At 46.8% G+C, this 25561-nt stretch carries 17 protein-coding genes; 6 read left to right on the top strand and 11 right to left on the bottom strand.

Features of this window, described 5'->3' with window-relative positions:
- Positions 1 to 57: 57 nt before the first annotated feature.
- Entirely contained in the window at positions 58 to 1131 is a 1074-nt protein-coding gene (gene prfA / locus PBAL39_RS23935; protein ID WP_039867642.1) for a peptide chain release factor 1, read from the bottom strand.
- 174 nt (positions 1132 to 1305) lie between these two features.
- Positions 1306 to 2052: a UDP-2,3-diacylglucosamine diphosphatase gene (locus tag PBAL39_RS23930; protein WP_008246683.1), complete on the bottom strand. Its 747-nt coding sequence runs from the start codon at positions 2050 to 2052 to the stop codon at positions 1306 to 1308.
- 130 nt (positions 2053 to 2182) lie between these two features.
- Here PBAL39_RS23930 and PBAL39_RS23925 point away from each other — a divergent pair, with 130 nt between their 5' ends.
- Both PBAL39_RS23925 and PBAL39_RS23920 read left to right on the top strand, forming a co-directional pair.
- On the top strand, positions 2183 to 3193 hold the full coding sequence (locus PBAL39_RS23925; protein ID WP_008246680.1) for an NAD(P)/FAD-dependent oxidoreductase: 1011 nt from the start codon (positions 2183 to 2185) through the stop codon (positions 3191 to 3193).
- 2 nt (positions 3194 to 3195) lie between these two features.
- On the top strand, positions 3196 to 3525 hold the full coding sequence (locus PBAL39_RS23920; protein WP_008246673.1) for a 2Fe-2S iron-sulfur cluster-binding protein: 330 nt from the start codon (positions 3196 to 3198) through the stop codon (positions 3523 to 3525).
- Positions 3526 to 3528: 3 nt separating this feature from the next.
- Here PBAL39_RS23920 and PBAL39_RS23915 read toward each other — a convergent pair whose 3' ends face one another.
- From PBAL39_RS23915 to PBAL39_RS23895, 5 genes are all read right to left on the bottom strand, one after another.
- On the bottom strand, positions 3529 to 5235 hold the full coding sequence (locus tag PBAL39_RS23915) for a S41 family peptidase (protein ID WP_008246672.1): 1707 nt from the start codon (positions 5233 to 5235) through the stop codon (positions 3529 to 3531).
- A 68-nt stretch (positions 5236 to 5303) separates the two neighbouring features.
- Complete coding sequence (locus PBAL39_RS23910; protein WP_008246671.1) at positions 5304 to 5519, bottom strand: hypothetical protein; 216 nt, start codon at positions 5517 to 5519, stop codon at positions 5304 to 5306.
- Positions 5520 to 5615: 96 nt separating this feature from the next.
- A complete protein-coding gene (locus tag PBAL39_RS23905; protein WP_008246670.1) occupies positions 5616 to 6065 on the bottom strand; it encodes a hypothetical protein in 450 nt (149 codons plus the stop codon).
- A 12-nt stretch (positions 6066 to 6077) separates the two neighbouring features.
- The gene (locus PBAL39_RS23900) at positions 6078 to 7586 is read right to left on the bottom strand and encodes a SusD/RagB family nutrient-binding outer membrane lipoprotein (RefSeq protein WP_008246669.1); all 1509 of its coding nucleotides are present in this window, start codon (positions 7584 to 7586) and stop codon (positions 6078 to 6080) included.
- Between the two features lie 12 nt (positions 7587 to 7598).
- Positions 7599 to 10667, bottom strand: coding sequence for a SusC/RagA family TonB-linked outer membrane protein (locus PBAL39_RS23895; RefSeq protein ID WP_008246668.1), 3069 nt, complete (start codon positions 10665 to 10667; stop codon positions 7599 to 7601).
- 226 nt (positions 10668 to 10893) lie between these two features.
- Here PBAL39_RS23895 and PBAL39_RS23890 point away from each other — a divergent pair, with 226 nt between their 5' ends.
- Positions 10894 to 11640: a DeoR/GlpR family DNA-binding transcription regulator gene (locus PBAL39_RS23890; protein ID WP_008246667.1), complete on the top strand. Its 747-nt coding sequence runs from the start codon at positions 10894 to 10896 to the stop codon at positions 11638 to 11640.
- A 56-nt stretch (positions 11641 to 11696) separates the two neighbouring features.
- Here the strand turns inward: PBAL39_RS23890 and PBAL39_RS23885 are convergent, their stop codons facing one another.
- The 3 genes from PBAL39_RS23885 to PBAL39_RS23875 form a co-directional block, all read right to left on the bottom strand.
- Complete coding sequence (locus tag PBAL39_RS23885) at positions 11697 to 13001, bottom strand: RagB/SusD family nutrient uptake outer membrane protein (RefSeq protein WP_008246666.1); 1305 nt, start codon at positions 12999 to 13001, stop codon at positions 11697 to 11699.
- A gap of 17 nt (positions 13002 to 13018) precedes the next feature.
- On the bottom strand, positions 13019 to 16156 hold the full coding sequence (locus PBAL39_RS23880) for a SusC/RagA family TonB-linked outer membrane protein (protein ID WP_008246665.1): 3138 nt from the start codon (positions 16154 to 16156) through the stop codon (positions 13019 to 13021).
- A gap of 77 nt (positions 16157 to 16233) precedes the next feature.
- Complete coding sequence (locus PBAL39_RS23875) at positions 16234 to 17433, bottom strand: anhydro-N-acetylmuramic acid kinase (RefSeq protein WP_008246664.1); 1200 nt, start codon at positions 17431 to 17433, stop codon at positions 16234 to 16236.
- A gap of 337 nt (positions 17434 to 17770) precedes the next feature.
- On the opposite strand from PBAL39_RS23875, the gene nagB reads away from it, so the two are divergent.
- The 3 genes from nagB to PBAL39_RS23860 all read left to right on the top strand — a co-directional run bounded on the left by nagB (position 17771) and on the right by PBAL39_RS23860 (position 23892).
- A complete protein-coding gene (gene nagB / locus PBAL39_RS23870) occupies positions 17771 to 19690 on the top strand; it encodes a glucosamine-6-phosphate deaminase (RefSeq protein WP_008246663.1) in 1920 nt (639 codons plus the stop codon).
- 68 nt (positions 19691 to 19758) lie between these two features.
- Positions 19759 to 20916 (top strand): acyltransferase family protein, encoded by a 1158-nt coding sequence (locus PBAL39_RS23865; RefSeq protein ID WP_008246662.1) that lies wholly within the window; start codon positions 19759 to 19761, stop codon positions 20914 to 20916.
- Positions 20917 to 21027: 111 nt separating this feature from the next.
- A complete protein-coding gene (locus tag PBAL39_RS23860) occupies positions 21028 to 23892 on the top strand; it encodes a pitrilysin family protein (protein WP_008246661.1) in 2865 nt (954 codons plus the stop codon).
- Between the two features lie 491 nt (positions 23893 to 24383).
- On the opposite strand, the gene PBAL39_RS23855 is transcribed toward PBAL39_RS23860, so the two are convergent.
- On the bottom strand, positions 24384 to 25561 hold a 1178-nt coding region (locus tag PBAL39_RS23855), incomplete at its 5' end, for a glycoside hydrolase family 10 protein (protein ID WP_008246635.1).

Raw genomic sequence — 25561 nt, 5'->3', positions numbered from 1 at the left:
CAAATATAGAGCCTTTATTTATAATTGCAAACTATTTTTTCAAATATCCGTAACCTATTAAGCCACAGAACCTTCTTTCATTTTCTCAGCATTTTCAGCAAACTGGAGCGCATCAATCAACTCCTGAACACCACCGTCCATCACACCACTCAGGTTGTAAAGCGTCAGTCCGATGCGGTGATCTGTAACCCTGCCCTGAGGATAATTATAAGTCCTGATTTTTGCAGATCGGTCTCCTGTAGACACCATGGTCTTACGCCTTGCAGCGATGTCACCATTTTTCTTCTGTAACTCAATATCATATAGCTTACTGCGCAGCATCTCCATCGCAATCACCCGGTTACCCAGCTGCGAACGCTCCTGCTGACAAACCACAACGATACCTGAAGGTCTGTGTGTCAACTGCACTTTCGTCTCTACCTTGTTCACATTCTGACCACCTGCACCGCCTGAACGGGAAGTCTGCAAGTCAATATCCGCAGGATTAATGTAAAGGTCGATCTCTTCAGCCTCAGGCAACACCGCTACCGATGCAGCGGAAGTGTGTACCCTACCCTGTGTCTCCGTATCCGGAACACGCTGCACACGATGAACACCAGACTCATATTTCAGCTGGCCATAAACATCCTCACCACTCACCTTCAGGATTACCTCCTTATAACCACCAGCAGTACCTTCCGTCACATCAACAGTTTCTACTTTCCATCCCTTTTGCTCAAAGAAACGGCTGTACATACGGTACAAATCACCAGCAAAAAGTGCAGCTTCATCACCACCAGTACCGCCACGGATCTCGAAAACAGCATTTTTAGCGTCTTCAGGATCTACGGGAATCAGCATCAGACGAACCTTTTCCTCCATCTCCTCCTGTTGCTTCAATAACAGGTCCAGCTCTTCTTTAGCCATCTCACGAAGTTCAGCATCCTTCTCATTGCTCAGGATCTCTTTGTTCGCCTCGATGTTGCTCATCACATTTTTATAGATTTTATATTCATCTACAATCTTGCCCAGATCTTTATACTCTTTATTCAACGCCGCAAAACGCTTCATGTCCTGCATCGTATCAGGATTACTCAACTGTTCCTCTACATCTTCCCAGCGCAGCTTTATTGCTTCTAATTTCTCTAACATATCTTTTTTAAGAAAATTAAAACTTATTGTCTTTCCAATCAGGTCCCTGCAGGCACAGTAAAAAGGCAATTGATTTATTTGGGCAGCAAAAATACGGCTTTTTCGGTTAACGATGATAAAAATTTATTCGTTAAGAAAAGCACCATCCCATCTGCTGACACCTTTTGAAATTCATCAGGATAACTCTTCGAAGTAATTGAGGGTTAAATTACTACCATCAAAGACCGCATAGGAGCTGTAATTCATCCACTCCCCGAGGTTTACATACCGCGCGCCACCGCTCAGCTCAAGATCCAGCGGCAAATGACGATGCCCAAAAATGAAGTAATCGTAATGGGACTCTGCCAGTCGCTCGTTTGCATATATGGCTAACCATTCCCGATCCGCTCCCATAAACACCTCCTTTTTACTTTTACGCTTGCTGTTCATTGACCATCCGTTTGCGATACCCAGCCCTATCCTTGGCGGCACCAGAGAAAATAGCCACTGACAAACAGGATTCCTGAACACCTTACGCAACAGCTTATACTTCTCATCACCAGGGCCAAGGCCGTCACCATGATGAAGAAAAAAACGCTTGCCATTGCGCTCAATCACCAGCTCATCACTCACCACCTGCATCCCCATCTCCAGCGTAAAGTAGTCGTTGACCCACATGTCGTGGTTCCCTTTAAAAAAATAAATCCTGATACCGGCATCACTCATGGCTGCAAGTTTTCCCTGCAGGCGAATAAAACCTTTTGGTACTACTTTTTTATATTCAAACCAGAAATCAAAAATGTCACCCATCAGAAAAAGCTCGCTGCAGCTATCCTCAATGGCATTTAACCAGCGAACAATCCGGTCTTCACGCTTACGGCTCTCCAGATGATCCGGAGCACCCAAATGAAAATCGGAAGCAAAGTATATGTTTTTTGTCATCGGTAATGCCAAAGATAAACAAAAAAAATGTCGCAGTTTTGTCCTATGTTCTAGTAGTTAAGTAGAATATTTCTAAATAGCTCTCTTATTAAAACAAAAGTTTGTAAATTCGCCAAAAAAAATAAAATACATGATTTCTACTGATATAGCCATCATTGGCGCTGGACCCGTGGGTTTATTTGCGATTTTTGAAGCAGGACTACTCAAAATGCGTTGTCATCTAATTGATTATCTGCCACAAGTAGGTGGCCAGTTGTCTGAGATATATCCCAAGAAACCCATATACGACATTCCAGGATATCCAAGTGTTGGTGCTCAGGAACTGGTAGACAACCTCATGGAGCAGGCCAAACCATTCCACCCGGGCTTTACACTTGGTGAACGTATTGAAGGTCTGGAGAAACGCGGTGAAGCGGATTTTGTGCTGACCACGAATATGGGTACCACCATTGAGGCCAAAGTTGTCGTGATTGCAGGCGGTTTGGGATGTTTTGAACCACGCAAACCGGTAGTAGAAGGATTGGAACAATTTGAAAATGGAAGAGGTGTCAACTACATGATCCTTGATCCCGAAAAATACCGCGGACAGAAAATGGTAATTGCAGGAGGTGGCGACTCAGCCCTCGACTGGACCATCTTCCTTGCGGATATCGTGGAAGAACTTACACTCGTACACCGCAGTGAAAGCTTCCGGGGTGCGCCAGACTCTGTAAATAAAGTGATGGAACTCGCCAATAGCGGCAAGATCAACCTCATCCTGAACAGTAACCTCAGCGCTGTCAGTGGACATGGTAAGCTGGAAACGGTGGATATCGTTCACAACCGAAGCCTGGAAAAAACAACGATTCAGGCAGACCACCTGATCCCATTGTTCGGATTGAGCCCTAAATTAGGCCCGATTGAAGGATGGAACTTAAATATCAGCAAAAGCGCCATAGAGGTAAATGTGGATGATTATTCTACAAACATCCCTGGAATATATGCCATCGGAGACATCAACACCTACACCAATAAACTGAAACTCATCCTTTGCGGATTCCATGAAGCGGCTTTAATGAGCCACAGCGCTTATCAGTACATGAACCCGGGAATTAAATACACGATGAAATACACCACTGTTAACGGAGTTGCAGAATTTTAAAAATGGAAGACAATAACATTACGCTGCATGTACAGAATGCTGACGGCAGCTTAACAACGCTTGAAGCACCTGTAGATATGGGCCTGAGCTTGATGGAATACCTGAAAGCATGCGAATATGACATCCTCGCCACCTGCGGAGGAATGGCTCTTTGTGCCACCTGCTGTGTGGATGTACTGGAAGGTGAAGAAAAATTAAATGAAATGTCAGACGATGAGTATGCCATGCTGGATACACTCCCTGACCTCCTGCCAAACTCCAGGCTGGCCTGCCAGCTGCAGCTGAACCCTGCCATGGACGGACTGGTAGTAAAGTTACACGGCGTAAATTAATCGCTAATCTTCTTCTGAATCGGCAGCCGCGGCCATTATCCTGACCGGGCTGCCGATTGTTTTATATTCGCCATCTCCTTTCAGGATCGCCAGCATCTTCGTCGAATTGTTCAGAATTGCTGTTGCGGTATTCAGTTCTTTATCATATTGAAACGCCTGAACAACCTTTCCTTTTTCATAATAATACCTGCTGATGACCTGGCTCTCCAAAGCCCTTTTAATTTCTGATTTATAGGTATTCAGCTCATTCTTTCTCGCACTTAACATTTTATCCTTCAGGTCCTCAAGATCACCTTTCACTGTCTGTAACTTGTTTTCCTTCTCTGCCTCGGCACGGAGATCCGACAATAAACGTTCTGTTGCTGAGACATAAGAGTAGTCCTTACCAGCAAGTGAGCTGACAAATTGCGCATACTCTGCATCAGTCAGATGAAAGCTTTCAGGAGCTGCAATGGCCTTGTTGTTTTTCTTGTAAGCGTTGGCAAAATCAAAGAAAAGACTCTTATTGAACATTGATATGGTAATTGGACTGTAACGTGTAGCTTCAACAGGAACATCAGGATAAATACCATTACCGTCGAACACACTTCTTCCCACACGTGTACTAAAACGCGTCATCAAAGAATCTGCTACCTTATGTGTCCGGCCATCAGCATCTTTATGGGCATAATCCAGCGCCTGTATACACCTTCCCGAAGGCGTAAAGTATTTCGCAACCGTCACCTTCACCAGGCTGTTATAGGGCAGATTAAAGGTTTGCTGCACAAGGCCTTTTCCGTAACTGCGCTGCCCCACAATAATGGCCCGGTCAAGATCCTGCAACGAGCCTGCGACAATCTCAGAAGCGGAAGCAGAAGCGCTCCCGATGAGCACCACCAACGGCATCTGCGATAAGATCGGCTGATTGAGTGTCTTGTAGGCAATAGTCTTCTGAGGGTTGCGTCCTTTCTGTGTAACGACAAGAACATCCTTATTGACAAACAGGTTGACAATCTTCACCGCTTCCTGCAAAATCCCGCCACCATTATAACGCAGGTCCAGTACCATTCCACGGGGCTGCTGTTTGTTGAGGTTAAGCGCCGCTTCGCGAACTTCCTGAGCGGCATTTTCAAGAAACTTATCCAGACGGATATATGCAATATGATCTGCCGTCATTCCCGAGTACGCAACGTTGGGCTGCTTGATTTCATCCCTGGTTATAATTTTAGTAATCACCGAACCATCTCTGATGAGCAACAGCTCCACATTGGAACCCCGGGGGCCCCGTAGCAACTGACTGATTTGCGGGCGTTCTTTCCCTTTCACGTCATTGTTGCTGATCTTCAGGATCTGGTCGCCTGGCCTCAGCCCCTGCTTGTCTGCCGGATAACCTTCAAGCAGCTCGCTGACGAACAATTTACCCTCGATGAACACCGTCGTCGCACCAATACCACCATATTGCGTGCTGACATATTTTAATTTGTAATCCTCGATTTCAGATTCAGGAACGTATTCGGTATATGGATCCAGTGTCTCCAGCATGGCATCGATGCCATGACGCATGAGTTCAGCCGGGCTGGTTTCGTCCACATAGTTGACATTGATTTCTTTATACAGTGCAGCAAAAATATCCAGGTTCTTGGATACCTGAAACAGGTCTTCCTTAAAAGACCAGCTTAAAACTGCAAAAGAAACAAGGAAAAAGGCTGAGGCAAGTTTGTATTTTTTCATTTCACCGATCCGTTAGATCGTAAATTTACAAAAAAGCCTTATAAAATGCGTATCGCCTGCGCGGGGAATTAAAGCCTGTTGCCTTCAGTATCCGCCAGTGCCTTTTTAATGGTGAATTCAATATATTCACGATCTCTCTTCACCAGACCCATCAGCTGCGTTACCAACTGCTCCTCCTGTCCGGGAACAAAAGAAAGCTCTGTCTGAGCCAAATCACGGTATTTTCTTAAGAATTTGATTTTAACCTTTGCCCAGGTTTCAGGAGTAAGTGTAAAACTTGCCATGTGATCGTATAGTTTTGCCACAAAAATAGAAAATTAAGCGATAAAGAAAGAGGCTTCCCCCAATAAAAAGCAGGGGAAGCCTCCGGTAAAGTAGACCTATGGAACTTTTATCTTATAAGTGAAGGTCCTGTCCTTCGTCAACCCATTTACATTTACCACTCTTGCTCTTACACCCATTTGCGTCCCTCCCTCCGGAGCGGATGGCACGGTATAGTTGTAGACCAGTGTGTCACAGTTTTTGGCCCTGGAAAAAGCCGGAGCATAAGGAACCGTCTGGATCACAACAGAGTCTGCAGTTCCTGTCTTTTCCAAAAACTGGATCTCTTTCACAGGGTCTACAGATATAAAATTGAGTTCAATTTTCAGCGCCGTTCCTTTGGCAAAGCCCGCAGCAGGCACACTGGGGGATACGAAATTCGTATTGGAGATGATGGTCGGGAAATGATCATCCGAGATTTTCTCATAAATCGGATCTTCAGTACGGTCGCATGCCTGGAAAATAAACACCATCATCATGGCGGTATATAATATCATTATCTTTTTCATATTGCTGTTCTTTTAAGGTTGATTCCACCAAAGCGGTTTAAGAAAATAATCCTGCGCATTAGCTCCCTGCAGTTCTACTTGCGCAGGGTTCAGCTGGATCTCTGTTAGCGGGTACATTGTTCTCTGCGGATACTGTCCCTGCGCATTAGGATTTGCGTTCACCGGATAGTAGAAACCGGTATAGATATCCTGACTGTAGTCAAGCTTCCGGAGGTCTACCCAGCTTTCAGGGTTCATGAACAGCGCGATATATTTCTGCTCCATAATGTGCTTAAGTGTCAGTGCAGCTTCAGATTGTGCCACCGCAGCAGAACCTAAATAAGCATCCCGATCGGCCGGTAGCACCCCGATTTTATTCATGTGCACTGAAATACCGGCACGGTAAGCATCAAAAGCCCGCGTCAGCTGTCCGGCCCTGAAAGCGGCTTCGGCTTCCACAAACCGCATTTCTGCATTCGTCACGACCTGTAAACTACCCGCACCCGTAGAAGGATTGTAAACATCAGCACCATACCAGCTTGCATAGAAATCCGACAACACACCTGTAGGCAATGACTGTGCGTTATTCGCACCCGGCTCTGTACCCGTACTTGCAAGGGTAGCCATGATCGGCAGTCGCGGGTCATCTGGCAGGGCGGCGTCCCCCAGCAGGTTCCTCCCGTTCAGCATCTCTATAAAATAACGTCCATAGGTTACCACAGCCATATTTGCCCGCGAAGGGCCCCATACATTGGTAGAATTGAGCACCGTACTTGTTACTGCCTGATATTCCAGCTGTGCGTCGTCGGCATTCTCCTTCATTCCTTTATCGATATAAGAGAGAATCTTCACAGGATCATATGCGGCCTTTTTCACCAGGTGATTTGCCTGCCTTGCTTTTAATGAATAAGCCAGCTTGACCCATTTTGCCGTCACACCTTTAAAAAGAATATCCCCACTGACACTTGGCGTCGTCGCATAAAATGGCCTGAAATTGCTTGAAGCAGGCTTTTCCATCTCCACAATCCCCTCATCCAACAACTTATCTACGGTAGCATAGATTTCCTGCTGGCTATCATACTTCGGGGCAATGATCTCCGTAGGGCGGAAAGCCTCCGTGTAAGGAATGTCACCCAACAGATCTGTCGCATGGGCGAGGATCAGTGCAAACATAATTTTCCCCGCACCTACATAATACGCAGAACCCTCCTGCTGCGCGAGCGCAATCATAGGCGGGATATTGGTCCCCACAATCTGATAAGTGTCTTGAAAGGGACGTACGTTGGCCGCAACGAAATATTGTTCAAAACCGCTATTGGGCGCCGCACGACGCCCTACATTTTGCGTAAACAGGCCCGTGAACTGATAAGCCTCATATCCCTGCATCGCCAGTCCGTTGGAAATAATGCTCGGCAACAGAAAATTGGGCGTAGTTGCCGTCGGGTTATTTGGATCCATATTCACATCCAGAAACCCCTTTTTACAAGAACCTATTGTCAGCATAAAAACCGACACCGTTAATATTATAATGATCTTTTTCATAATCTTTGCTCGTTAAAACCCAACTTTCAATCCTAAATCAAACCCTCTGCGACTAGGCACTCCCCCATAGTCGAGCCCCGCTGAACCGCCACCGCGCACACCGGCACCGGCTACACCAACCTCCGGGTCAATGCCGGAATAATTCGTCAGCAACACCAGATTACGACCTGTAACAAACAGGTTCAAATTAGAAAACACCTTGGGTGTATACTTTTTGCTGAGTGTATAGTTCAATGTAACGGTCCTCAGACGAATCCAGGACCCGTCTTCAATAAAGGGAGTACCTACAAGAGCGAGGTTATTCTCATAGTATCCCTGAGTAAGCTCTACCTGTTTTGTATTCTGACTGTAGGTTCCATCTGCATTTTTCACAACTCCATCAAATACCACCAGTTTACCACGCTCTTCTGTTTGTTTACTTAATCCGCTCTTGACCAGTTCCCATTCATTTCCATTGATTACATCTCCACCCTTTCTGATGTCAATTAAAAAGCTAAGCTCTGCATTCTTATACCTGAAACTATTGTTTAGCCCCAGCGTAAACTTTGGTGCACGATCGCCTGCATAAGAGAAAAGGCTATTAAAAGTCGGGTAACCATTGGCATCAATCACAATCCTCCCCTGTTCATCCCTGATGTAGTCGGTTGCACTGATAGATGTCAGCGATCGCCCCGGATAAGAGGCTCCCTCAGCCACATTAATGATGGCCGCATCAGAATTCCTGATGATTGTCAATGGATATGGAAGAGCAAGTACCTTGTTTTTATTGGATGCAAAATTAAAGTTCACATCCCAGCTGAAATCCTTTTTCTGAATTGGCGTACCGGAAAGCATCAGCTCAATCCCTTTGTTCTCCACAGAACCACCATTAATGTATTGAAGGATATAACCTGTAGCCTGGCTGATCCTCGGCGCAATAATCTGATCTACCGTGCGATCGCGGTATACCGTAGCGTCAAGCCTCAGCCTGTTTTTTAGAAACTGTACATCCAGACCAATTTCATAAGAAGTCCGGCTTTCTGGTTTTAAATTTGGATTGTTGCCAAAGAAACCATACCTGAAACCTCCGCCAATGAAGGTATTGGATTGCAGTGGAGAGAAGATCCTGTAAGGTGCAGTATCTTTACCCACATCTGCATAGGAAACCCTCAGCTTACCATAACTTAACCACGGCAGATTCTCCATGTTAAGGGACTTGGTAAATTCGTACCCCAGACTAACGGAAGGATAAAAGAAAGATTGATTTTTTACAGGCAATGTTGACGACCAGTCATTACGCCCTGTAATATTTAAAAATAAAGTCTTCTTCCAGTCTGCATTGAAACTACCAAAGACCCCGACAATCCGCTTGGTTGAATTACGTTGCACCATAGAACGGTTTACCGTATTGTTGATGCTGATAAAATCCGGATTCTGAAAGATCAGCCCCAGCACATCAATAGTAGAAAACTTAACCTGGTCCACCGCATTACCGAGCACCAGTGAAGTGCTGAAATCGCCAAAAGTCTGATCCGCTGTAATCAATAAGTTAGAAGTCAGGTTCTGGAAAGAGTTCACCGTCTGCCCAATTCCTCCATTCAGGTTATTAGGCAATGAGGTACCTACCGCCCGAACGCTCTGGTTCCGCTCCGTATAAAAATCAGTACCCACAGTATAGTTCACCTTCAGCCACTTTAATGGCTTGTATTCCGCCCCCGCATTTCCAATGAAACGGTCATTGGAATCTGTCTGCGGATTTCTGTCGATGGTAAAATAAGGATTGTCAATGTCAGCGGTAGCACTGGCAATGAGCCGGCGTCTGGTGCCATCCGGACTCAGGTAATCGCTCATGTTGTCATTTTTTGGCCAGTTGAAAATACTGACCAGAAAACCTCCCGATCCACTGTACAGACCAGGTCCCTGTAATGGACGTCTTCCTGTCGTACGCATGTAGTTCGCCGATCCTGTGATGGTAAATTTTTCACTTGCGACAGCACTTCCGGCAAGGCGGACGGACGTTTTTCCATATTCCGTTTTTGGCACCACACCATTCTGATCAGAATGGGAAGCGGATAGCCTGAAGGTATATTTATCTGATCCCCCGGAGACACTCAGGTTATGGGTCTGCGACCTTCCAGTCCGAAAGAAAGTACCCAGATTGTCGTAAATAGGCTCTCCTGGCTGAAACAGCGATCCATAGGAATCCCTGCTTGTGGCTGCAAAAACACCATTGGTCCCTTGTTTGTACATGGACTGTGTTTCCGGAAGCCGCATGACATTGTCCCATGAAAACAGGTTGTTGTAGACCACGCTGGTTGCGCCGGCTTTACCTTTTTTTGTAGTGATGATAATGGCACCATTACCCGCCTTAACGCCGTAGAGCGCCGCCGCCGCGGGTCCCTTGAGTACAGTCACACTCTCAATATCCTCGGGATTGATATCTGACGCCCTGTTAGCTGTACCTACACTACGTCCAGTTATGCCATTGAAGGCACTACCCGCGCCGGGAGCAAGGGACTCCATAAATGAACTGTTGTCCAATGCTACACCATCAACCACAAATAAAGGTTGATTGTCGCCATCCAAAGAGGTTCCTCCCCGTAGGATGATGGCCGCTCCTTCTCCTGGGCCACCTCCTGAACTGGTGATCACCGCTCCGGCAACCTTTCCCTGCAGCGCATTCACAATATTCTGCTGCCTGGACTCTTCGATGTCCTTCGACTTCACATTCTGAAATGCATAATTAATGGCTTTGCGGTCCTGGGCAATGTTGAAAGCCGTCACCACCACCTCATCAAGGCCCTTGGCATCCGTGCGAAGGGCGACATTTAACGTAGTCGCGGTTCCCACGGCCTTTTCCTGCGGGAGGAATCCAATAAAACTAAACACAAGTACGGCCCCGGGATTCACCTTGATGGTATACTGACCGGCAGCATTTGTTTGGGTAACAGTGGGGCTGCCTTTTACTTTTACAGAGACCCCGGGCAGCCCCAGCCCGTCCTCCACAGCGGTCACCTTTCCGGCAACCGTTATCTCCTGTGCCAAAGCCTGGCCCACCAGGGTAGCCATCCCAAGAAATAACATGAGTAATCTTTTTTTCATAAACTTTAGGTTAAGGTTTAAGTTTTGTTGGTTAAGGGGATGTCGATCAAAAACGCAATAAAACGCAAATAAGAGCGGCACATCACTAAATATCAAAAATTTATTCCATAAAAAGCATAACTTCCCTAAAGTTACTTGTAAAAAATCAGACAATAAACGCACAAAACAGCAAAAACACGCAAATTACATTGTGTATTTTTTTTAATACTTTAGCCAAAAAACCTGTATGTTAAAAAAAGAGCGACACGACCTCATCATGCGACACATTAACCTGCATAACCGCGTGTTGACAACGGATCTTGTGCAACTCATCAATGTATCTGAGGACACCATACGACGGGACCTTCAGGAACTGGCAGAAAAAGACCAACTTTACAAGGTACATGGAGGGGCGCTCTCCAAATCTTACCAGTCGACATTTGACGACAGTACGGTTTATGCAAAAGAAGCAAAGCTATCTATTGGCAAGAAGGCCATTTCTTTGATCATCGATGGGATGGTAGTACTTACAGGTGGTGGCACCACCGTCATTGAACTGGTGAAACAACTGCCGGAGAACCTTCATGCCACCTTCTTTACCATCAGCCCCCTGGTAGCGATAGAACTGGCAAAGTACCCCCGCATTGAGGTCATCCTCATCGGAGGATTGTTCTCGAAAAACTCCCAGGTAACCTATGGAGGACAGGTCATCAACCAGCTTTCGGAAATTACGGCCGACCTATGCCTGCTGGGAACCAGTGCCATTCACCCCGTAGATGGGCTCACAGACACCGACTGGGAAATCAACCAGCTAAAAAAAACCATGCTGAACGCTTCAAAGAAGACAGCAGTACTCTGCATCTCCGAAAAGCTGAACATCGCATTAAGGCTCAAAGTGGCGCCAATAGGAAACATTGATTACCTGATTACCGAACTTCCAAAAGACAGCAAAGAACTGCTGACTTACAAAGACAACGGTGTAGAAGTGTTATAAAAGCAGGTATGATCACACTGGCGCATCATACATTCCATGACACGCCAGTGGATAACTTAAAATGCCGGATCGGCAGGGGTATTGGTATTATTATCCCTTTCTGTAAAAGGATAAGGAAAGAAACTTCGCTTACGCTCTGCAACAGGCTGACCGAGTCTGCGCATATCTTCCAGTCGCAAACCCGACATAAACAGCTCTATAGACCTGTGTTTGTAGATCAACGCCAATAGCTGCGCCTCTGTATAAGTCCCCGTGAGCGCCGGCAATCCAGCACCAACACCATAGACATCCGCCGCAGGCGTTTTTGTGACCACCTTATTCAATTCCGCCAAGGCATCGCCAGAACCAGGCTGACGTGCATATACCTCAGCCTTAATCAGCGTAATTTCACCAGGGAGATATACCGGAATGGCCGTCGAGAATGTGGAAGCAAAACCTTTCAAACGCGCGAGAGGTGCGGAGGCAGCGGCCACGGTATAAAACGAGATCCTCTGGTCGGCTGCATCCGGCACAGCAACCCCGGTAAGCCCCAGGTCAGCATTCAAAGGCTGAAACACATTATTGGTCGAGGTCGCAATATCAAAAATAGGGTTGAAGGTGGTGGCATCGAAGTTAAAGGTTGACTTTACGGTAAGGTCAACGCTATTGGCCGCGGCAAGGGCTACAGCGTAGTTACCTGCAAAAAGTGCATATCTTGCCTTGAGTGCATACAACGTATTGCTGATGCTGATGCCCGCTGGAAGATTCGACAACACCGAGGTGCTTGGTGGATTTGCCGCCATCACCGCCAACGCATTGTCTATAACGGCAACAGCTCTGGTAAGTCCTTCCTGCCTGCTCATAAAGGTAGCGTTCTGGCCAATTTCTGATGGGATCTGCTCCCAGTACTGGGATAAATTGCCCAGTGCCAGCGCCTTAAACAGGCTCGCATAGACAATCAGGCCAGCAGCATAGTTTTTATCGGTAAGGACGGCAGCATTGCTGATAACATTGTCTGCATCAAAGATGATCTTATTGGCATTTGCCCAAAGGTTAACCAGAATGGCATTTGTCCCGTCAACACTGGCTCCTCCGGTAGACAGCTGCAGCTCGGGAATATTCCCTGCGTTGGACAAATACAACTCGTTACTCACAAATCCATTGGCGGTAATTGAACTGAAAAGCAGTCCCTGCCTGCTAAAAGTGTATACTCTTTGTAAACCTACGGTAACTCCCGTCAGCCCTTTTGAAGAACCCAATACATCATCTGAGATGGCCCCGTTCGGATCCAGGTATTCCTTTTTACAAGAGGAAACACCCATCAGCAGCATCGCTGCCATCAGCATCTGAACTGCGTAAACCTTCGTTTTATATCTTTTCATGTCGATTCTATTTGAAATTAAAACTTAAACTGCATACCTAAACTGAAAGTCCTCGGGATTGGAACAGCGCCAAAATCGATATTTCTCAATATCGTCGACTGCCCCCCCGAATTCAGCTCCGGATCATACCCTTTATAATTGTCCCAGGAAATCAGGTTCCTCCCGCTAAGATTGATGTTCAGGTCTTTAAAGAATTTTACGTTTCCAACGCGGTAGCTTAAGGAGACTTCGCGGAGTTTTACAAAAGAGCCGTCATCAATACGCCACTCTTCGGTAGGATAAACACCCGCAATATATCCCCTTGGCAGCTGTCCCGTCTGTTCCAGTTCCGCAATTTTACCGCTACCTACGCCCTGCCGGGTACGCCAGTCCGCATTCCATACCTCACCTCCCTGAACGGCGTCCAACTGTATGTGAAGGCTTAGCTTTTTATAACTGAAATCATTGACAAACGACAAGGTGTAGTCCGGGTTAGGGTCGCCAAGCACCTTACGCAGCGTAGTTCCTGTTGGCAGACCGTCACTTCCGCGCTGTGGAATAAACTCATTTGCCGAAGTCTGGATCCCACGTTCCTGCTGAGGAATCCCCGCAGCATTGGTCAACAGACTGCCATCAGGATTTCTGGCGAAAAAAGTACCATAGAAAACGCCTACTGCCTGATCATCCATGATCGCAACCGGAGCCCCGGCATTGGTGGAAATCAGTCGCAAAGCGCCACTGTTAACCACCTTGTTCCTGTTTCTGCTGAAGATGAAGGTCGTGTTCCATCTGAAGTCATTGCTCAGCAATGGCGTGCCTGTAAGCGAAAGCTCAACGCCTTTATTCTCCAACGAACCATAGTTATCCAGCAGGCTTGAAAATCCCGTTGTCGGCGCAATGACCACGGCAAGTAACAGATCCTGAACCTTTTTGGAATACCAGTTAATGGTAAAACCCAACCTGTTTTTAAAGAAAGACATGTCTGTACCCAATTCCAGCTCCCGTTGCCGCTCCGGAGCCACAGCCGAGTTGGCCAGCCCTGGTTTAGAGAGCAAAGAAATCTTGCCAAGGAAAGAATAGGCGAGGTATTCATTGAAACGGTCGTACGCACCAATACCAGTCAGGTTTCCAGACTCCCCATAAGCTGCACGCAGCTTAAAGGCGTCCCACCAGTCAGACACGCCCAGACTTTTCCAATAATCCGCTGATGACAGCACGTAACTTACATTTCCCTTCAGGTAGGCTTGTGTACGGTTGTCCTCACCAAATACAGTCGACTGATCTATACGGACGGCACCGGTAACGAACAAATGGTCTTTATACTTGAAATTCTGCTGCAGGTATGCCCCACTTACAGAAAATTCAGACCTCCGGTCGTTATTGGGCAGCACCGTACTGGCGCCATTCACCGTCTCCACAAATGGCGCCAGCCCTCTCCCATTAAGCAGGGAGATCAAGTCCTTCTGGTATTGGTAAGAAGCACCAAGCTGTGTCGTGGAAAGGAGGTCTTTTGTGATCCCCGTATCATAGGTGAAGTTGAGCTCATTGTTAAAAAGGGTGGTCGTCGCGTTGGCTGCACTGGCATATCCATTCAATGCGGGATCAAGCGTAATACCACCCCCGTAAAAACCGGTACTCACATTATAGTCAAATGGAGGGATAAAAGTCGTTCCATTCTGGACCGTATTGTCTACACCCATTGTATAATCTATCGTCACCCCCTTCAAAGGGGTCATTTTTACCCCTGTATTGGCAATCACGCGATTGCTAAACTGCCGCTGTTTGATGTCTTCAATTACGGAAACCGGATTGACACGCCCCCGCTCGCCCACAGCCCTCAGGTTTCCCAGGGCATCTCTTGTAAATAGATCATGGAAGTTACCAATAATGGTAATGGAGTTCATCGGGGAGAAAAATGAGTTTCCATCAGGCTTCTCATTTGCGTCACTATGGATGTAGCTAAATCCGGCAGTCATCTTTGCCCAGTCGGACAGCGTCTGGTCCACATTGGCCCTGAAGTTATACCTTTTGAAATTGGTATTCTTGATGATCCCCTCATTAGAGAAATATCCTGCAGAAGTATAAAACTTGGTATTGTCATTTCCTCCCGACACAGATACGTTGTTATCTGTACCCAGGGCCGTCTGAAAAATATAATCCTGATAATCATACCTGGTCACAGGCGTAGTATTCGTCAGCAACACCGAGGGGGTACCGGTCAGCTGTATGACATCCTGAGTAAAGGTATCTACAGAACCTCCAAACTTGACCGGCGACTGGTTGACATCCAGCTTTTTCCTAAGTTCGCTGACAACAACGCTTGTGGAGAAGCTCACCTGCGGTGTGCCACTCAAACCACGCTTGGTAAAAATCTGCACCACACCTGCATTTGCCCTGGATCCGTAAATCGCTGCTGCAGCGGCTCCATTGATCACCTCAATCCGTTCGATATCATTAGGGTTGATATCCACCATTCTGTTCTGACCAATATTACCAATAAAACTCTCCCCGTCATAATTGGAGGAGGTATTCGTCACCCTGTTGGTCGCATTGCTGACAATCACACCATCCACAATATACAATGGCTCTGAAGAGGAATTAATGGAACTTACTCCCCGAAGCCTGACTGACATTCCTCCGGCAGGATCTCCGGAATTCTGGCTGATCTGTGCCCCCAGTGCTTTACCCTGCAGGGAGGCCAGCGCATTCCCGCTGGGAGCCTTAACCAGATCCGAGCCTTTAACGGAAGTCACATAGCTACCCATCTGTTTTCTTGTCGTCCCCTGGGAAGTACCAGTCACAATGACCTCATCAAGACCGATGTTGTCTGTCACCAGCACAGCGCTTAAGCTGAGCTGCAACTGATCGCCAAGCTGCAGGGCTTTGGTTTGCGTTTTAAATCCAATGGAAGAGAAGCTGACCTGGCGACTGGCTGGTGCTAGATCAAATGCCAGCGTATAACGGCCGTCTGCATTTGTTGCGGTTGCGAAACTGGTATTCATCACCTTCACCACCACCCCCGGAATTCCAGATCCTGAAACACCATCCGTTACACGGCCACTCAAACTGTATTTTTTTACCTGTGCACTTGCTACCTGCACAAGCATCAATAGAAAAATCGGCACAACAAAAACCAGCCGGCTTTTACTGCGCCCAGAAGTGTAGAGTTTTTTCATAAATTTGGTTTAGTTTGGATAAATATAACTTTTAAAGCATAAAAATTATCCAAAACCAAATAATTAATCGATACAAATCAGAAAGGCAAACAGATCTTACCCATCCCAATGGATGGAATTCCCGGCCTTTCACCGTAATCTGTCTCATTGCCTACCAGTGTTTCATTTGCAAGAATAGCAAACAATACCGCTTCCTTAGCATCCGGACTGACTTGCAGTTCATCTGTCGTAAAAAATTGCGCATTAGGAAGCCCTTTTATCAGATGATCCACGAGTACCGGATTGTGCATCCCACCGCCACTCATGTAAATTGATGGCCTCCCCTCTGCCCCGAAACACCTGATGACCGATTCCACGATCACGCTGCCCGAAAAAGCACACAGCGTTGCCATCACATCTTCATGTTTCATCTCACCGAGGCCAGCGCTTTCCGTAGCAGCCTCCAGGTAGGCAAGGTTGAATAGCTCCGGGCCTGTCGTCTTCGGAAAACCCGCCGAGAGGAAATCTGCAGCATGCAATGATTTCAGCAACTCCTCATTCACCGCCCCTGATGCTGCCAGTTTCCCAGCCTCGTCAAAATACTGCCAGGGATAATGCTGCTGCACATACTGGTCCATCAGCGTGTTTCCTGGTCCTACATCTGTAGAGAAAACCCTAGATGCATCCTGGTCGGCAGGGAGGTAGGTAAAGTTGGCAATCCCACCGATATTCAGCATCACACGGTCTTCACCAGCCCTTGAAAACAAGAGGTAATCTCCATAAACAGCGAGAGGAGCGCCCTCTGCTCCCGCGGCGAGGTGTTTCTGTCGGAAGTCTGCAATAGTAATGATCCCGGTATGTACGGCAATGTGATCGCCATCCCCAATCTGTAGGGTAGCATTCGGATAACCGGAAAGGCCATGCAGCGATTCGGGTGCATGAAATATCGTCTGTCCATGGCTTGCAATGACATCAATGTCCGAGGCCTGCATGCCCCAGGAGGCAATCGCTTCCAATACCATCTGAGCATGTATCAGGCCTATCCGCTCATTCATCAGGCACACTAGCTGCAGATCGGCATCACGCCTGGAGAAGATGGATTTTACCTCTGCCTTAAAGTGATGGTCGTAGGCCACCGTCTTAAAATGCAGCACACGAACTCTGGTCCCTACTCCACTGCCCTTAATGCCACACAACGCGATATCCAGCCCATCGAGAGAGGTTCCGGACATCAGGCCTATAATCAAACGCTCCTCCTTCTCAAGGATTTCAAATATTTTTGTCCAGCTCCTGTTCATGATCTGCCTGTTTTATTGGTGACGAATCAAAATTAATATTTTAAGCTGGCTTTTGACAGACCCTCCCTTTTTTGAAAAGAATTTGACCAGGGAACAGAAAATTTCTTTGTATATTTCTTAAATTCAAATCAAAGGTCAGCGGACTCCACCGGTGAATCGAAAGCCTGAACATCATTAACTCATTGACAACCAACACCAATAACCATACAAACAATAACAACAAAATAGTTAATAATGATATTTTTTAAAAAAACGCATCTAATTATTAAAAAATTTGAATAAGTCATTACGTTCACTATATTTACTGCTCCGTACAAAATTTAAGAACAAAAATTAAATGGCAAGATTAAATCTTCTGGAAGAAACGCGCTTTGAAAAATTGCCCGTTTCAGTCTTTGAAAATCCAAAGGCAGCATCATTAAGTGTTGCACACCGTATTGGGGACCTCATTAGGGAAAAACAAAAGAACAACGAACAGGCCGTCCTGGGTCTGGCAACCGGTGCTACACCAATCGCTGTGTATGCCGAGCTGGTCAGAATGCACAAAGAGGATGGGCTCAGCTTCAAAAATGTGACTACGTTTAACCTTGATGAATACTATCCGATGCAACCGGATGCAGCTCAGAGTTATGTATCCTTCATGAATGATCACCTGTTTGATCACATTGACATCGACAAAAACAATGTCAACATTCCTGACGGCACACTTGCACTGGAAGACATCCCGGCTTTCTGCCTTGCTTACGAGAAGAAAATCGGCGACATGGGCGGCCTGGACATACAGATTCTTGGTATCGGACGTACTGGACACATCGGCTTTAATGAGCCGGGATCCGCACCAAATTCTGGAACAAGGCTCGTTACCCTGGACGACCTGACAAGAAGAGATGCCGCAAGAGATTTCGGTGGAAAGTCTTTCGTACCCACAAAAGCCATTACAATGGGTATCGGAACGATCTTCAAAGCACGTGAAATCATCCTTATGGCCTGGAACAGAAAAAAGGCCTCCATCATTAAGAAAGCGGTGGAAGGAGAAATTTCCAGCGAAGTGCCCGCAACCTATCTGCAGCTATCAGACAACGTCGAATTTATCCTCGACCAGGATGCTGCTTCTCAATTGACGAGATTCGACACGCCATGGTTGGTTAAAGATTGCATCTGGGATGAAGTGCTGACCCGTAAAGCGGTGATCTGGCTGGCAAACACCCTGCAAAAACCTATTCTTAAATTAACGGAAGACGACTTCAACAATCATGGTATGGCTCAGCTGGCCGTTGAAAAAGGCCCTGTATACAACATCAACATACATATATTCAATAAATTACAACACACCATCACAGGCTGGCCAGGTGGAAAACCAAATGCCGATGATTCCCAAAGGCCTGAACGTGCCCAGCCGGCAAAAAAACGGGTGGTCATCTTCTCCCCGCATCCTGATGATGACGTGATCTCCATGGGTGGAACATTTATCCGTCTTGTAGATCAGCAGCATGATGTCCACGTAGCTTACCAGACTTCCGGAAATACAGCGGTATGGGATGACGATGCACTCCGCTTTGTCGAGTTCAACATCGACTTCTCCGAAAAAATGGGCATGGCCCAACAGGGAATGAAAGACCTGTACCAGAACATGCGTACGTTCATCGAACAAAAACAACCCAACCAGGTAGACACCCCGGAAATCCAATCGGTCAAAGGACTCATCAGAAAAGGTGAAGCCATTGCCGGTGCCCGTTACTGCGGACTTGAAGATGACCATATCCATTTTATGGCGCTCCCGTTCTATGAAAGCGGTAAGAGTCAGAAAAACCCGGTAACTGACAGAGACGTTGAGCTGACCATGGAACTTCTTCAGAAAATCAAGCCAGAGCAGGTTTTTGCAGCCGGCGATTTTGAAGATCCTCATGGAACTCACATCGTATGTTTTAACATCATCCTCACCGCATTGCAAAGATTGGCAAAAACAGAAAGCTGGGTGAAAGACTGCTGGCTGTGGTTATACCGCGGTGCATGGCTGGAATTCGAAACTTATGAAATCGAAATGGCTGTTCCACTTAGTCCTCAGGAAGTGGAAAGAAAGAAGTTCGCCATCTTCAAACACCAGTCGCAAAAAGACAGAGCGGTATTCCCTGGTGATGACTCACGCGAATTCTGGGAAAGGGCTGAAGACAGAAACAGAGAAACTGCCCAGGCTTATGACAACCTGGGTCTAGCAGAATACGAAGCTATGGAAGCCTTCGTGCGCTATAAATTTTAACCTTCAAATACCGCTGCAAACAACCATGCAGCGGTATTTTTCTTTACAGCCAAACCAAACCACCTTGTATGACCTCACCACACTATGCAGCTGAGCAACCCGTCCGGCTGCTTTCACTCGACTTTTTCAGAGGGGCCACCGTCGCCGCCATGATCCTTGTCAACAACCCCGGTGATTGGGGCCACATCTACGCACCGCTGGAGCATGCTGACTGGCATGGATGTACACCTACGGACCTTGTTTTCCCTTTTTTCCTGTTTATCGTAGGCGTATCCATCGCCTATGCCATGGGCAGTAAAAAAACAGATCCTTCGAGCCATGGCAAAACCATTCTCAAAGCGCTAAAAAGAACACTCATCCTTTTTGGGCTTGGCCTCTTTCTATCGCTGTTCCCAAATGTATTCAGCAATCCTGTAGAAGCCTTTCAGCAGGTCAGAATCCCAGGAGTGCTCCAACGCATTGCGGTGGTCTTTTTCATATGCTCCATCATCTTCCTTAAAAGCTCAGAACGAACCATCTTCCGGACCATGGTCATCATCCTTGCGGCATACTGGGCCATCATGACCTTTATACCGGTACCTGGGACAGGCTTTCCTAATCTTGAGAAAGAAACCAACCTGGGCGCATGGATCGACCGCGGCGTCTTCACGGAAGCTCACCTCTGGAAATCCTCCAAAACCTGGGACCCTGAGGGGCTGCTCAGCACCCTTCCGGCAATTGCAACGGGCCTCTTCGGTATCCTCGTTGGCAGCTACCTCAAACGTAAAGACATTGAACCTGCTACAAAAATTGCCTGGCTATTCTCTACAGGTGCGGCAGCTACAGCACTGGGTCTGCTCTGGGATCTCCAGTTCCCCATCAACAAGCAATTATGGACGAGCTCTTTTGTGCTCTATACAGGCGGGCTTGCCACCACCATTCTTTCCCTCAGCTACTGGATCATTGACGTTCAACAGTACAACCGTTTTACCAAACCCTTTGTTGTCTACGGGGTCAACGCCATCACCGTCTTTTTCCTTTCCGGGCTCCTGCCAAGAACCCTCAGCATGATCCACATTACCGGGCAGGATGGCTCCCAACAAAATCTCCTATCTTACCTATATTCAGGCTTTTCTAACGAAATGTCGCCATTCAATGCCTCCCTGGCATGGGCGGTTGCTTTTGTTTTATTCTGGCTGCTGATTCTTTGGGGCATGTATGCTAAAAAAATCATTATAAAAGTTTAATTTTAAGGCGACTTATTAATATTTCATGGAACCTGCATGAGCGCATCACATTTCCTAAAGGAAATGAAAGACCATCTCATGCAGGTTCCATGCTTTAAAAGAACTATTTCAATGAAAAGAAACACTTCCCTGCTGGTAGTTGCTTTTGCCGCTCACTTCGCCTTATACGGGCCTGTCTACGGACAGAAGAAGGCTGCAGCAAAAAAAGCGCCCACCACCACCGCTGTAAAATCTAACAATGCAGCAGTAATTCCCAATGACCCTAATGTAAAAATCGGTAAACTGGCCAACGGCCTTACCTACTACATCAGAAAAAACGCTGAGCCCAACAACAGGGCAGAGCTTTACCTCGCCAACCGCATTGGATCCCTTATGGAAGATGATGCGCAGCAGGGCCTTGCCCACTTTACTGAGCACATGGCTTTCAATGGCTCCAAAGACTTCCCGAAAAATGAAATGATCAACTACCTGCAGAGGGCCGGAGTGCGCTTTGGAGCGGACCTGAATGCTTATACAGGTTTCAACCAAACGGTATATCAGCTGCCTATTCCTACCGACAGCGTTGAGGTATTCAAAACAGGCTTCAAAATCCTCGCCAACTGGGCAGGAAAAATATCCATGGAAGCGGAAGAAATCGATAGGGAACGTGGTGTCATCATCGAAGAAGACCGTCAGCGTGGAAAGGATGCCAAAGACCGCATGAGCAAACAGCTTTATCCTTTATTGCTGAAAGGTTCGCGCTATGAAAACAGGATCCCAATCGGGAAAATCGATATACTCAACAACTTTACGCACGACAAAATCAGAAGTTTCTACAGCGATTGGTACAGACCAAACCTTCAGGCGGTAATTGCTGTTGGTGATTTTGATGTCAACCAGGTAGAGCAGTTGATCAAAGACAACTTCTCAGAACTTAAAAATCCGGCGAACCCAAGACCACGCCTCAACTATGACCTTCCAGACAATAAGGAGCCTCTTGCAAAAGTCATTACTGATGCGGAGCAGCCTTACAATGTGGCCATGGTCATCTACAAACAACGTGGTGGTGTCGTAAAAACTACTGCCGACTACAAAAAAAGCCTGATGTATGGTATGATCAACAACATGCTGGGTGCACGTATCCAGGAAATCCTCCAAAAAGGAAATGCTCCTTTCCTCTTCGCACAAAGCAACTTCGGCAGCTTCCAGGGCGGACTGGTTGCAGGCATAAATGCCTTCCAGACTGTTGTCGCATCAAAATCAGGTACTGAACTGAACAGCGCTTTGGCTGCTGCGCTGGCTGAAAATGAAAGAATGACCAAATTCGGGTTCCTGCAGTCGGAGCTTGATGTGGTTAAGAAAAATATTGCCGCAGGTAACGAAAAACAATTGAAAGAAAAAGACAAAACACCTTCTTCTGGCTTTGTACAGCAATACCTGGAAAACTTCCTCACCGGCGAAAGCATCCCCTCTATAGAATTTGCTTACGAACAGACGAAAAAGGACCTTGCCAACATTACGCTTGCTGAGGTAAATGCACTGGCTAAAACACTCATCACCAAGGAAAATCAGATCATCATCGTGCAGGCTCCGGAAAAGGAAAAAGCCAACCTGCCAACAGAAACTCAATTGGTTGCTACGCTGAAAGCTGCTGCTACAGGTGTAACGGCTTATGTTGACAACTCCGTAAACAAACCACTGCTCGACAAGAAACCTGTTGCTGGTAAAATCGTTGGCGAAAGGAAACTGGATGCCATAGGTGTTACGGAACTGACCTTGAGCAACGGCATTAAAGTACTCCTGAAACCTACTGACTTCCAGAATGACCAGGTGATCTTCAGCTCCTTCTCAAAAGGCGGAATCTCTCTGGCAAGCGAAGCTGACCTCCAGTCTGCACAAAGTGTAGGCCTGATCAGCCAAAGTGGTGTGGGTGAATTTAATCCTACTCAGCTGAATAAGCTGCTTGCCGGAAATACGGGAAGAGGTGGTGCTTATGTAAATGACCTTTACCAGGGCTTTTCTGGTAGTGCGGCACCAAAAGATATCGAAACTGCCTTCCAGATGGTCTATGCCTACGCGACCAATCCACGCAAGGACGAAGAAATCTTCAACAAGAACATCAGCGACAGCAGGATCATGATGGCCAACAAAAATGATGATCCGGGAAGCGTATTCTCGGATACTGTTCAGGCGGTATTGAGCAACTATAACAAACGTGCCATGCCTACCACCCTGGCAGACCTTGACCAGATTTCACTCGACAAATCTCTCGCCTTCTACAAAGACAGGTTTGCCGACAACGGAGAACAGACTTTTGTCATCGTGGGTGCCTTTGATGCGAACACCATCAAACCGATGATCGAAACTTACATTGCAAGCCTGCCAACATTGGGCAACAAACAAAACTGGGTAGACAATGGCATCAACCCGCCAAAAGGAAAAGTAAGCAAAACCGTCTACAAAGGACTGGAAGATAAAGCAGAGGTACAGCTTTACATCCATGGGGATTATGACTACACTGCAGACAACAACGTGCAATTGTCAGCGTTGAAAGGTGCATTGGAAATCAAGATCATGGAAAGGTTACGTGAGAAAGAAAGTGGTGTATATAGCCCTAATGTAGGCCTTAGTGTACAGAAATATCCTACTGCACATTACTACTTCACCGTATCTTTCAGCTGTGCAACCGCAAATGTGGACAAACTGGTGGCTGCTGCCCTGGAGGAAATTGCTGCTGTCAGAACAAATGGTGCGACAGCTGATGACATCAGCAAGTTCAAATCTGAAGAACAACGTCAGATGGAACTCAGCCTGCGTAACAACAACTTCTGGCTGGGAACAATCACCAACAGAGCTAAAAACGGAGATGACATCAACCAACCGGTAGACATCAAATCAAGACTCAGCAAAGTAACTGTCGAAAGCTCCAAAGCTGCGGCTCAGAAATTCCTGACCGAAGACAATTACATCCGCCTGGTACTGGCACCTCAAAAATAACAGGAGCCTGATTATAACGCACAAAAGGGTGTATCATGTCAATCTGATACACCCTTTTTTTTGACCATAGGCATCTTTTACGTTTGTGCCATTACGATATTCCCGTTACCCTCCTCCCTTTCAGAAAAGTGTGCACTGATCTTGACTAGGCCAGATCAGAGGCAGGTTGTATGCAGCTTGTGAATGGGCCCATATTTCAGCCGCAATACATCCGCAGTGTTACTATAAAAAAGGCGTAAAAACGTGGACTTAACGTGGATATGTTGTGGAGGTATCCCGTTGATGGTACGGCGCTGGTACAGCCTTCGTACCTACCTGCCCTATAAGAAAGCCCGCCCACAAATGGTATGTGAGCGGGCTTACCCGAAAATTGATTCAAAATCTTCCTGCTTATTCCTGACTGGCCAGATTTTTAGTCTGGATCCCCACAGGGCCGCTTGGATCGCTTTCATTTTTCAGTCGGTCTAAAGCAGTAACAAGGTAGTGTATCGCTACTTTTGCGGCATCTGTATCAATAAAAAAGGTATAATCTCAAAACTGATCTTCAGGATGTTCTTAGGGTCCAGCACACTGATCTTCTCTCCCTCTTCAAACCGATAAACGACATATCCGGATGCGGTTTCGCCATCGCTTGCTTTCAGCGGTTTCTCCCACTTCAGGTGCACCCCATCATCCATCGCTTCTGCAGTCAGGCTTTGTGGTTCATTAGGGATCACTTCATCCAGCCATGGCATCTGTGGCGGCAATGCCTGATAGCGGTACAGGTCCTGTTTCAGGGAATCTGCCGCAGCCCGGCCAACAGTAGAGAACGATTTGGAGCTGAAATATACACTCCCCTGTACTCGGTTATTAGCCCTCAGGTAACGTACCTGATCAGGGATCTGACTTGGGTTTCTCCATGCAGCTTCCATCTTCTGGTTTACCAGATAAGCCGCCTGGCCAATATACAAATGCCGTCCGTAAGCATTGTTGCTCCACCAGTTGACCAGTGTGTCAAAAGGAGCTGCACGACGGGTAAAACTGAAGTAAATCTGCGGGTTAATGTAATCTACCCAGCCCTCCTTCACCCACTTCCTGGAGTCTGCATACAACTCGGTATAATTTGAAAGACCATGCGTAGCCGAACCCAGGGTGTCCTCAGCTTTATTTTTCCAGATCCCAAAGGGACTGATGCCAAATTTCACATATTTTTTATAGTGATGAATGCTGTCGTCCAGCTGCTTGATCAACAAATCAACATTATTCCTGCGCCAATCATTCTTGTTGCTGAAACCATTGGCATATTTGCTAAAAGTAACATCATCACTGATGCGCTGCCCTGCAATCGGATAGGGATAGAAATAATCATCGAAGTGGATCCCATCTACATCGTAACCTTTTACTACATCCAGGATCACCTGAACAATATATTCGCGGACCTCAGGAATACCGGGATCAAACTGCTTTTTCCCACCATAGGTAAAAAACAAATCGGGACGTTTGCGCGTCATGTGGTCTGCACTGGTTACCGTATTCGCACTCATCGTTGCCCGGTAAGGATTAAACCAGGCATGAAGCTCCATCCCCCTCGAATGGGCTTCCTTGATGGCAAATGCAAGGGGATCATACCCCGGTCCGGGAGCAAGGCCCTGACGCCCCATCAGCCATTGACTCCATGGCTCCCGAGATT

It is taken from the genome of Pedobacter sp. BAL39 (genome assembly GCF_000170795.1).
Lineage (GTDB): Bacteria > Bacteroidota > Bacteroidia > Sphingobacteriales > Sphingobacteriaceae > Pedobacter.
This window is presented reverse-complemented; position numbering and strand designations above follow the sequence as displayed.

Excerpts from the sequence above, each read along its gene's own strand:
- PBAL39_RS23890 (WP_008246667.1), top strand. The coding sequence starts at position 10,894 with ATGTTAAAAAAAGAGCGACACGACCTCATCATGCGACACATTAACCTG.
- PBAL39_RS23895 (WP_008246668.1), bottom strand. The coding sequence starts at position 10,667 with ATGAAAAAAAGATTACTCATGTTATTTCTTGGGATGGCTACCCTGGTG.
- PBAL39_RS23925 (WP_008246680.1), top strand. The coding sequence starts at position 2,183 with ATGATTTCTACTGATATAGCCATCATTGGCGCTGGACCCGTGGGTTTA.
- prfA (WP_039867642.1), bottom strand. The coding sequence starts at position 1,131 with ATGTTAGAGAAATTAGAAGCAATAAAGCTGCGCTGGGAAGATGTAGAG.
- nagB (WP_008246663.1), top strand. The coding sequence starts at position 17,771 with ATGGCAAGATTAAATCTTCTGGAAGAAACGCGCTTTGAAAAATTGCCC.
- PBAL39_RS23905 (WP_008246670.1), bottom strand. The coding sequence starts at position 6,065 with ATGAAAAAGATAATGATATTATATACCGCCATGATGATGGTGTTTATT.
- PBAL39_RS23865 (WP_008246662.1), top strand. The coding sequence starts at position 19,759 with ATGACCTCACCACACTATGCAGCTGAGCAACCCGTCCGGCTGCTTTCA.
- PBAL39_RS23875 (WP_008246664.1), bottom strand. The coding sequence starts at position 17,433 with ATGAACAGGAGCTGGACAAAAATATTTGAAATCCTTGAGAAGGAGGAG.
- PBAL39_RS23900 (WP_008246669.1), bottom strand. The coding sequence starts at position 7,586 with ATGAAAAAGATCATTATAATATTAACGGTGTCGGTTTTTATGCTGACA.
- PBAL39_RS23885 (WP_008246666.1), bottom strand. The coding sequence starts at position 13,001 with ATGAAAAGATATAAAACGAAGGTTTACGCAGTTCAGATGCTGATGGCA.
- PBAL39_RS23915 (WP_008246672.1), bottom strand. The coding sequence starts at position 5,235 with ATGAAAAAATACAAACTTGCCTCAGCCTTTTTCCTTGTTTCTTTTGCA.
- PBAL39_RS23930 (WP_008246683.1), bottom strand. The coding sequence starts at position 2,052 with ATGACAAAAAACATATACTTTGCTTCCGATTTTCATTTGGGTGCTCCG.
- PBAL39_RS23920 (WP_008246673.1), top strand. The coding sequence starts at position 3,196 with ATGGAAGACAATAACATTACGCTGCATGTACAGAATGCTGACGGCAGC.
- PBAL39_RS23880 (WP_008246665.1), bottom strand. The coding sequence starts at position 16,156 with ATGAAAAAACTCTACACTTCTGGGCGCAGTAAAAGCCGGCTGGTTTTT.
- PBAL39_RS23860 (WP_008246661.1), top strand. The coding sequence starts at position 21,028 with ATGAAAAGAAACACTTCCCTGCTGGTAGTTGCTTTTGCCGCTCACTTC.
- PBAL39_RS23910 (WP_008246671.1), bottom strand. The coding sequence starts at position 5,519 with ATGGCAAGTTTTACACTTACTCCTGAAACCTGGGCAAAGGTTAAAATC.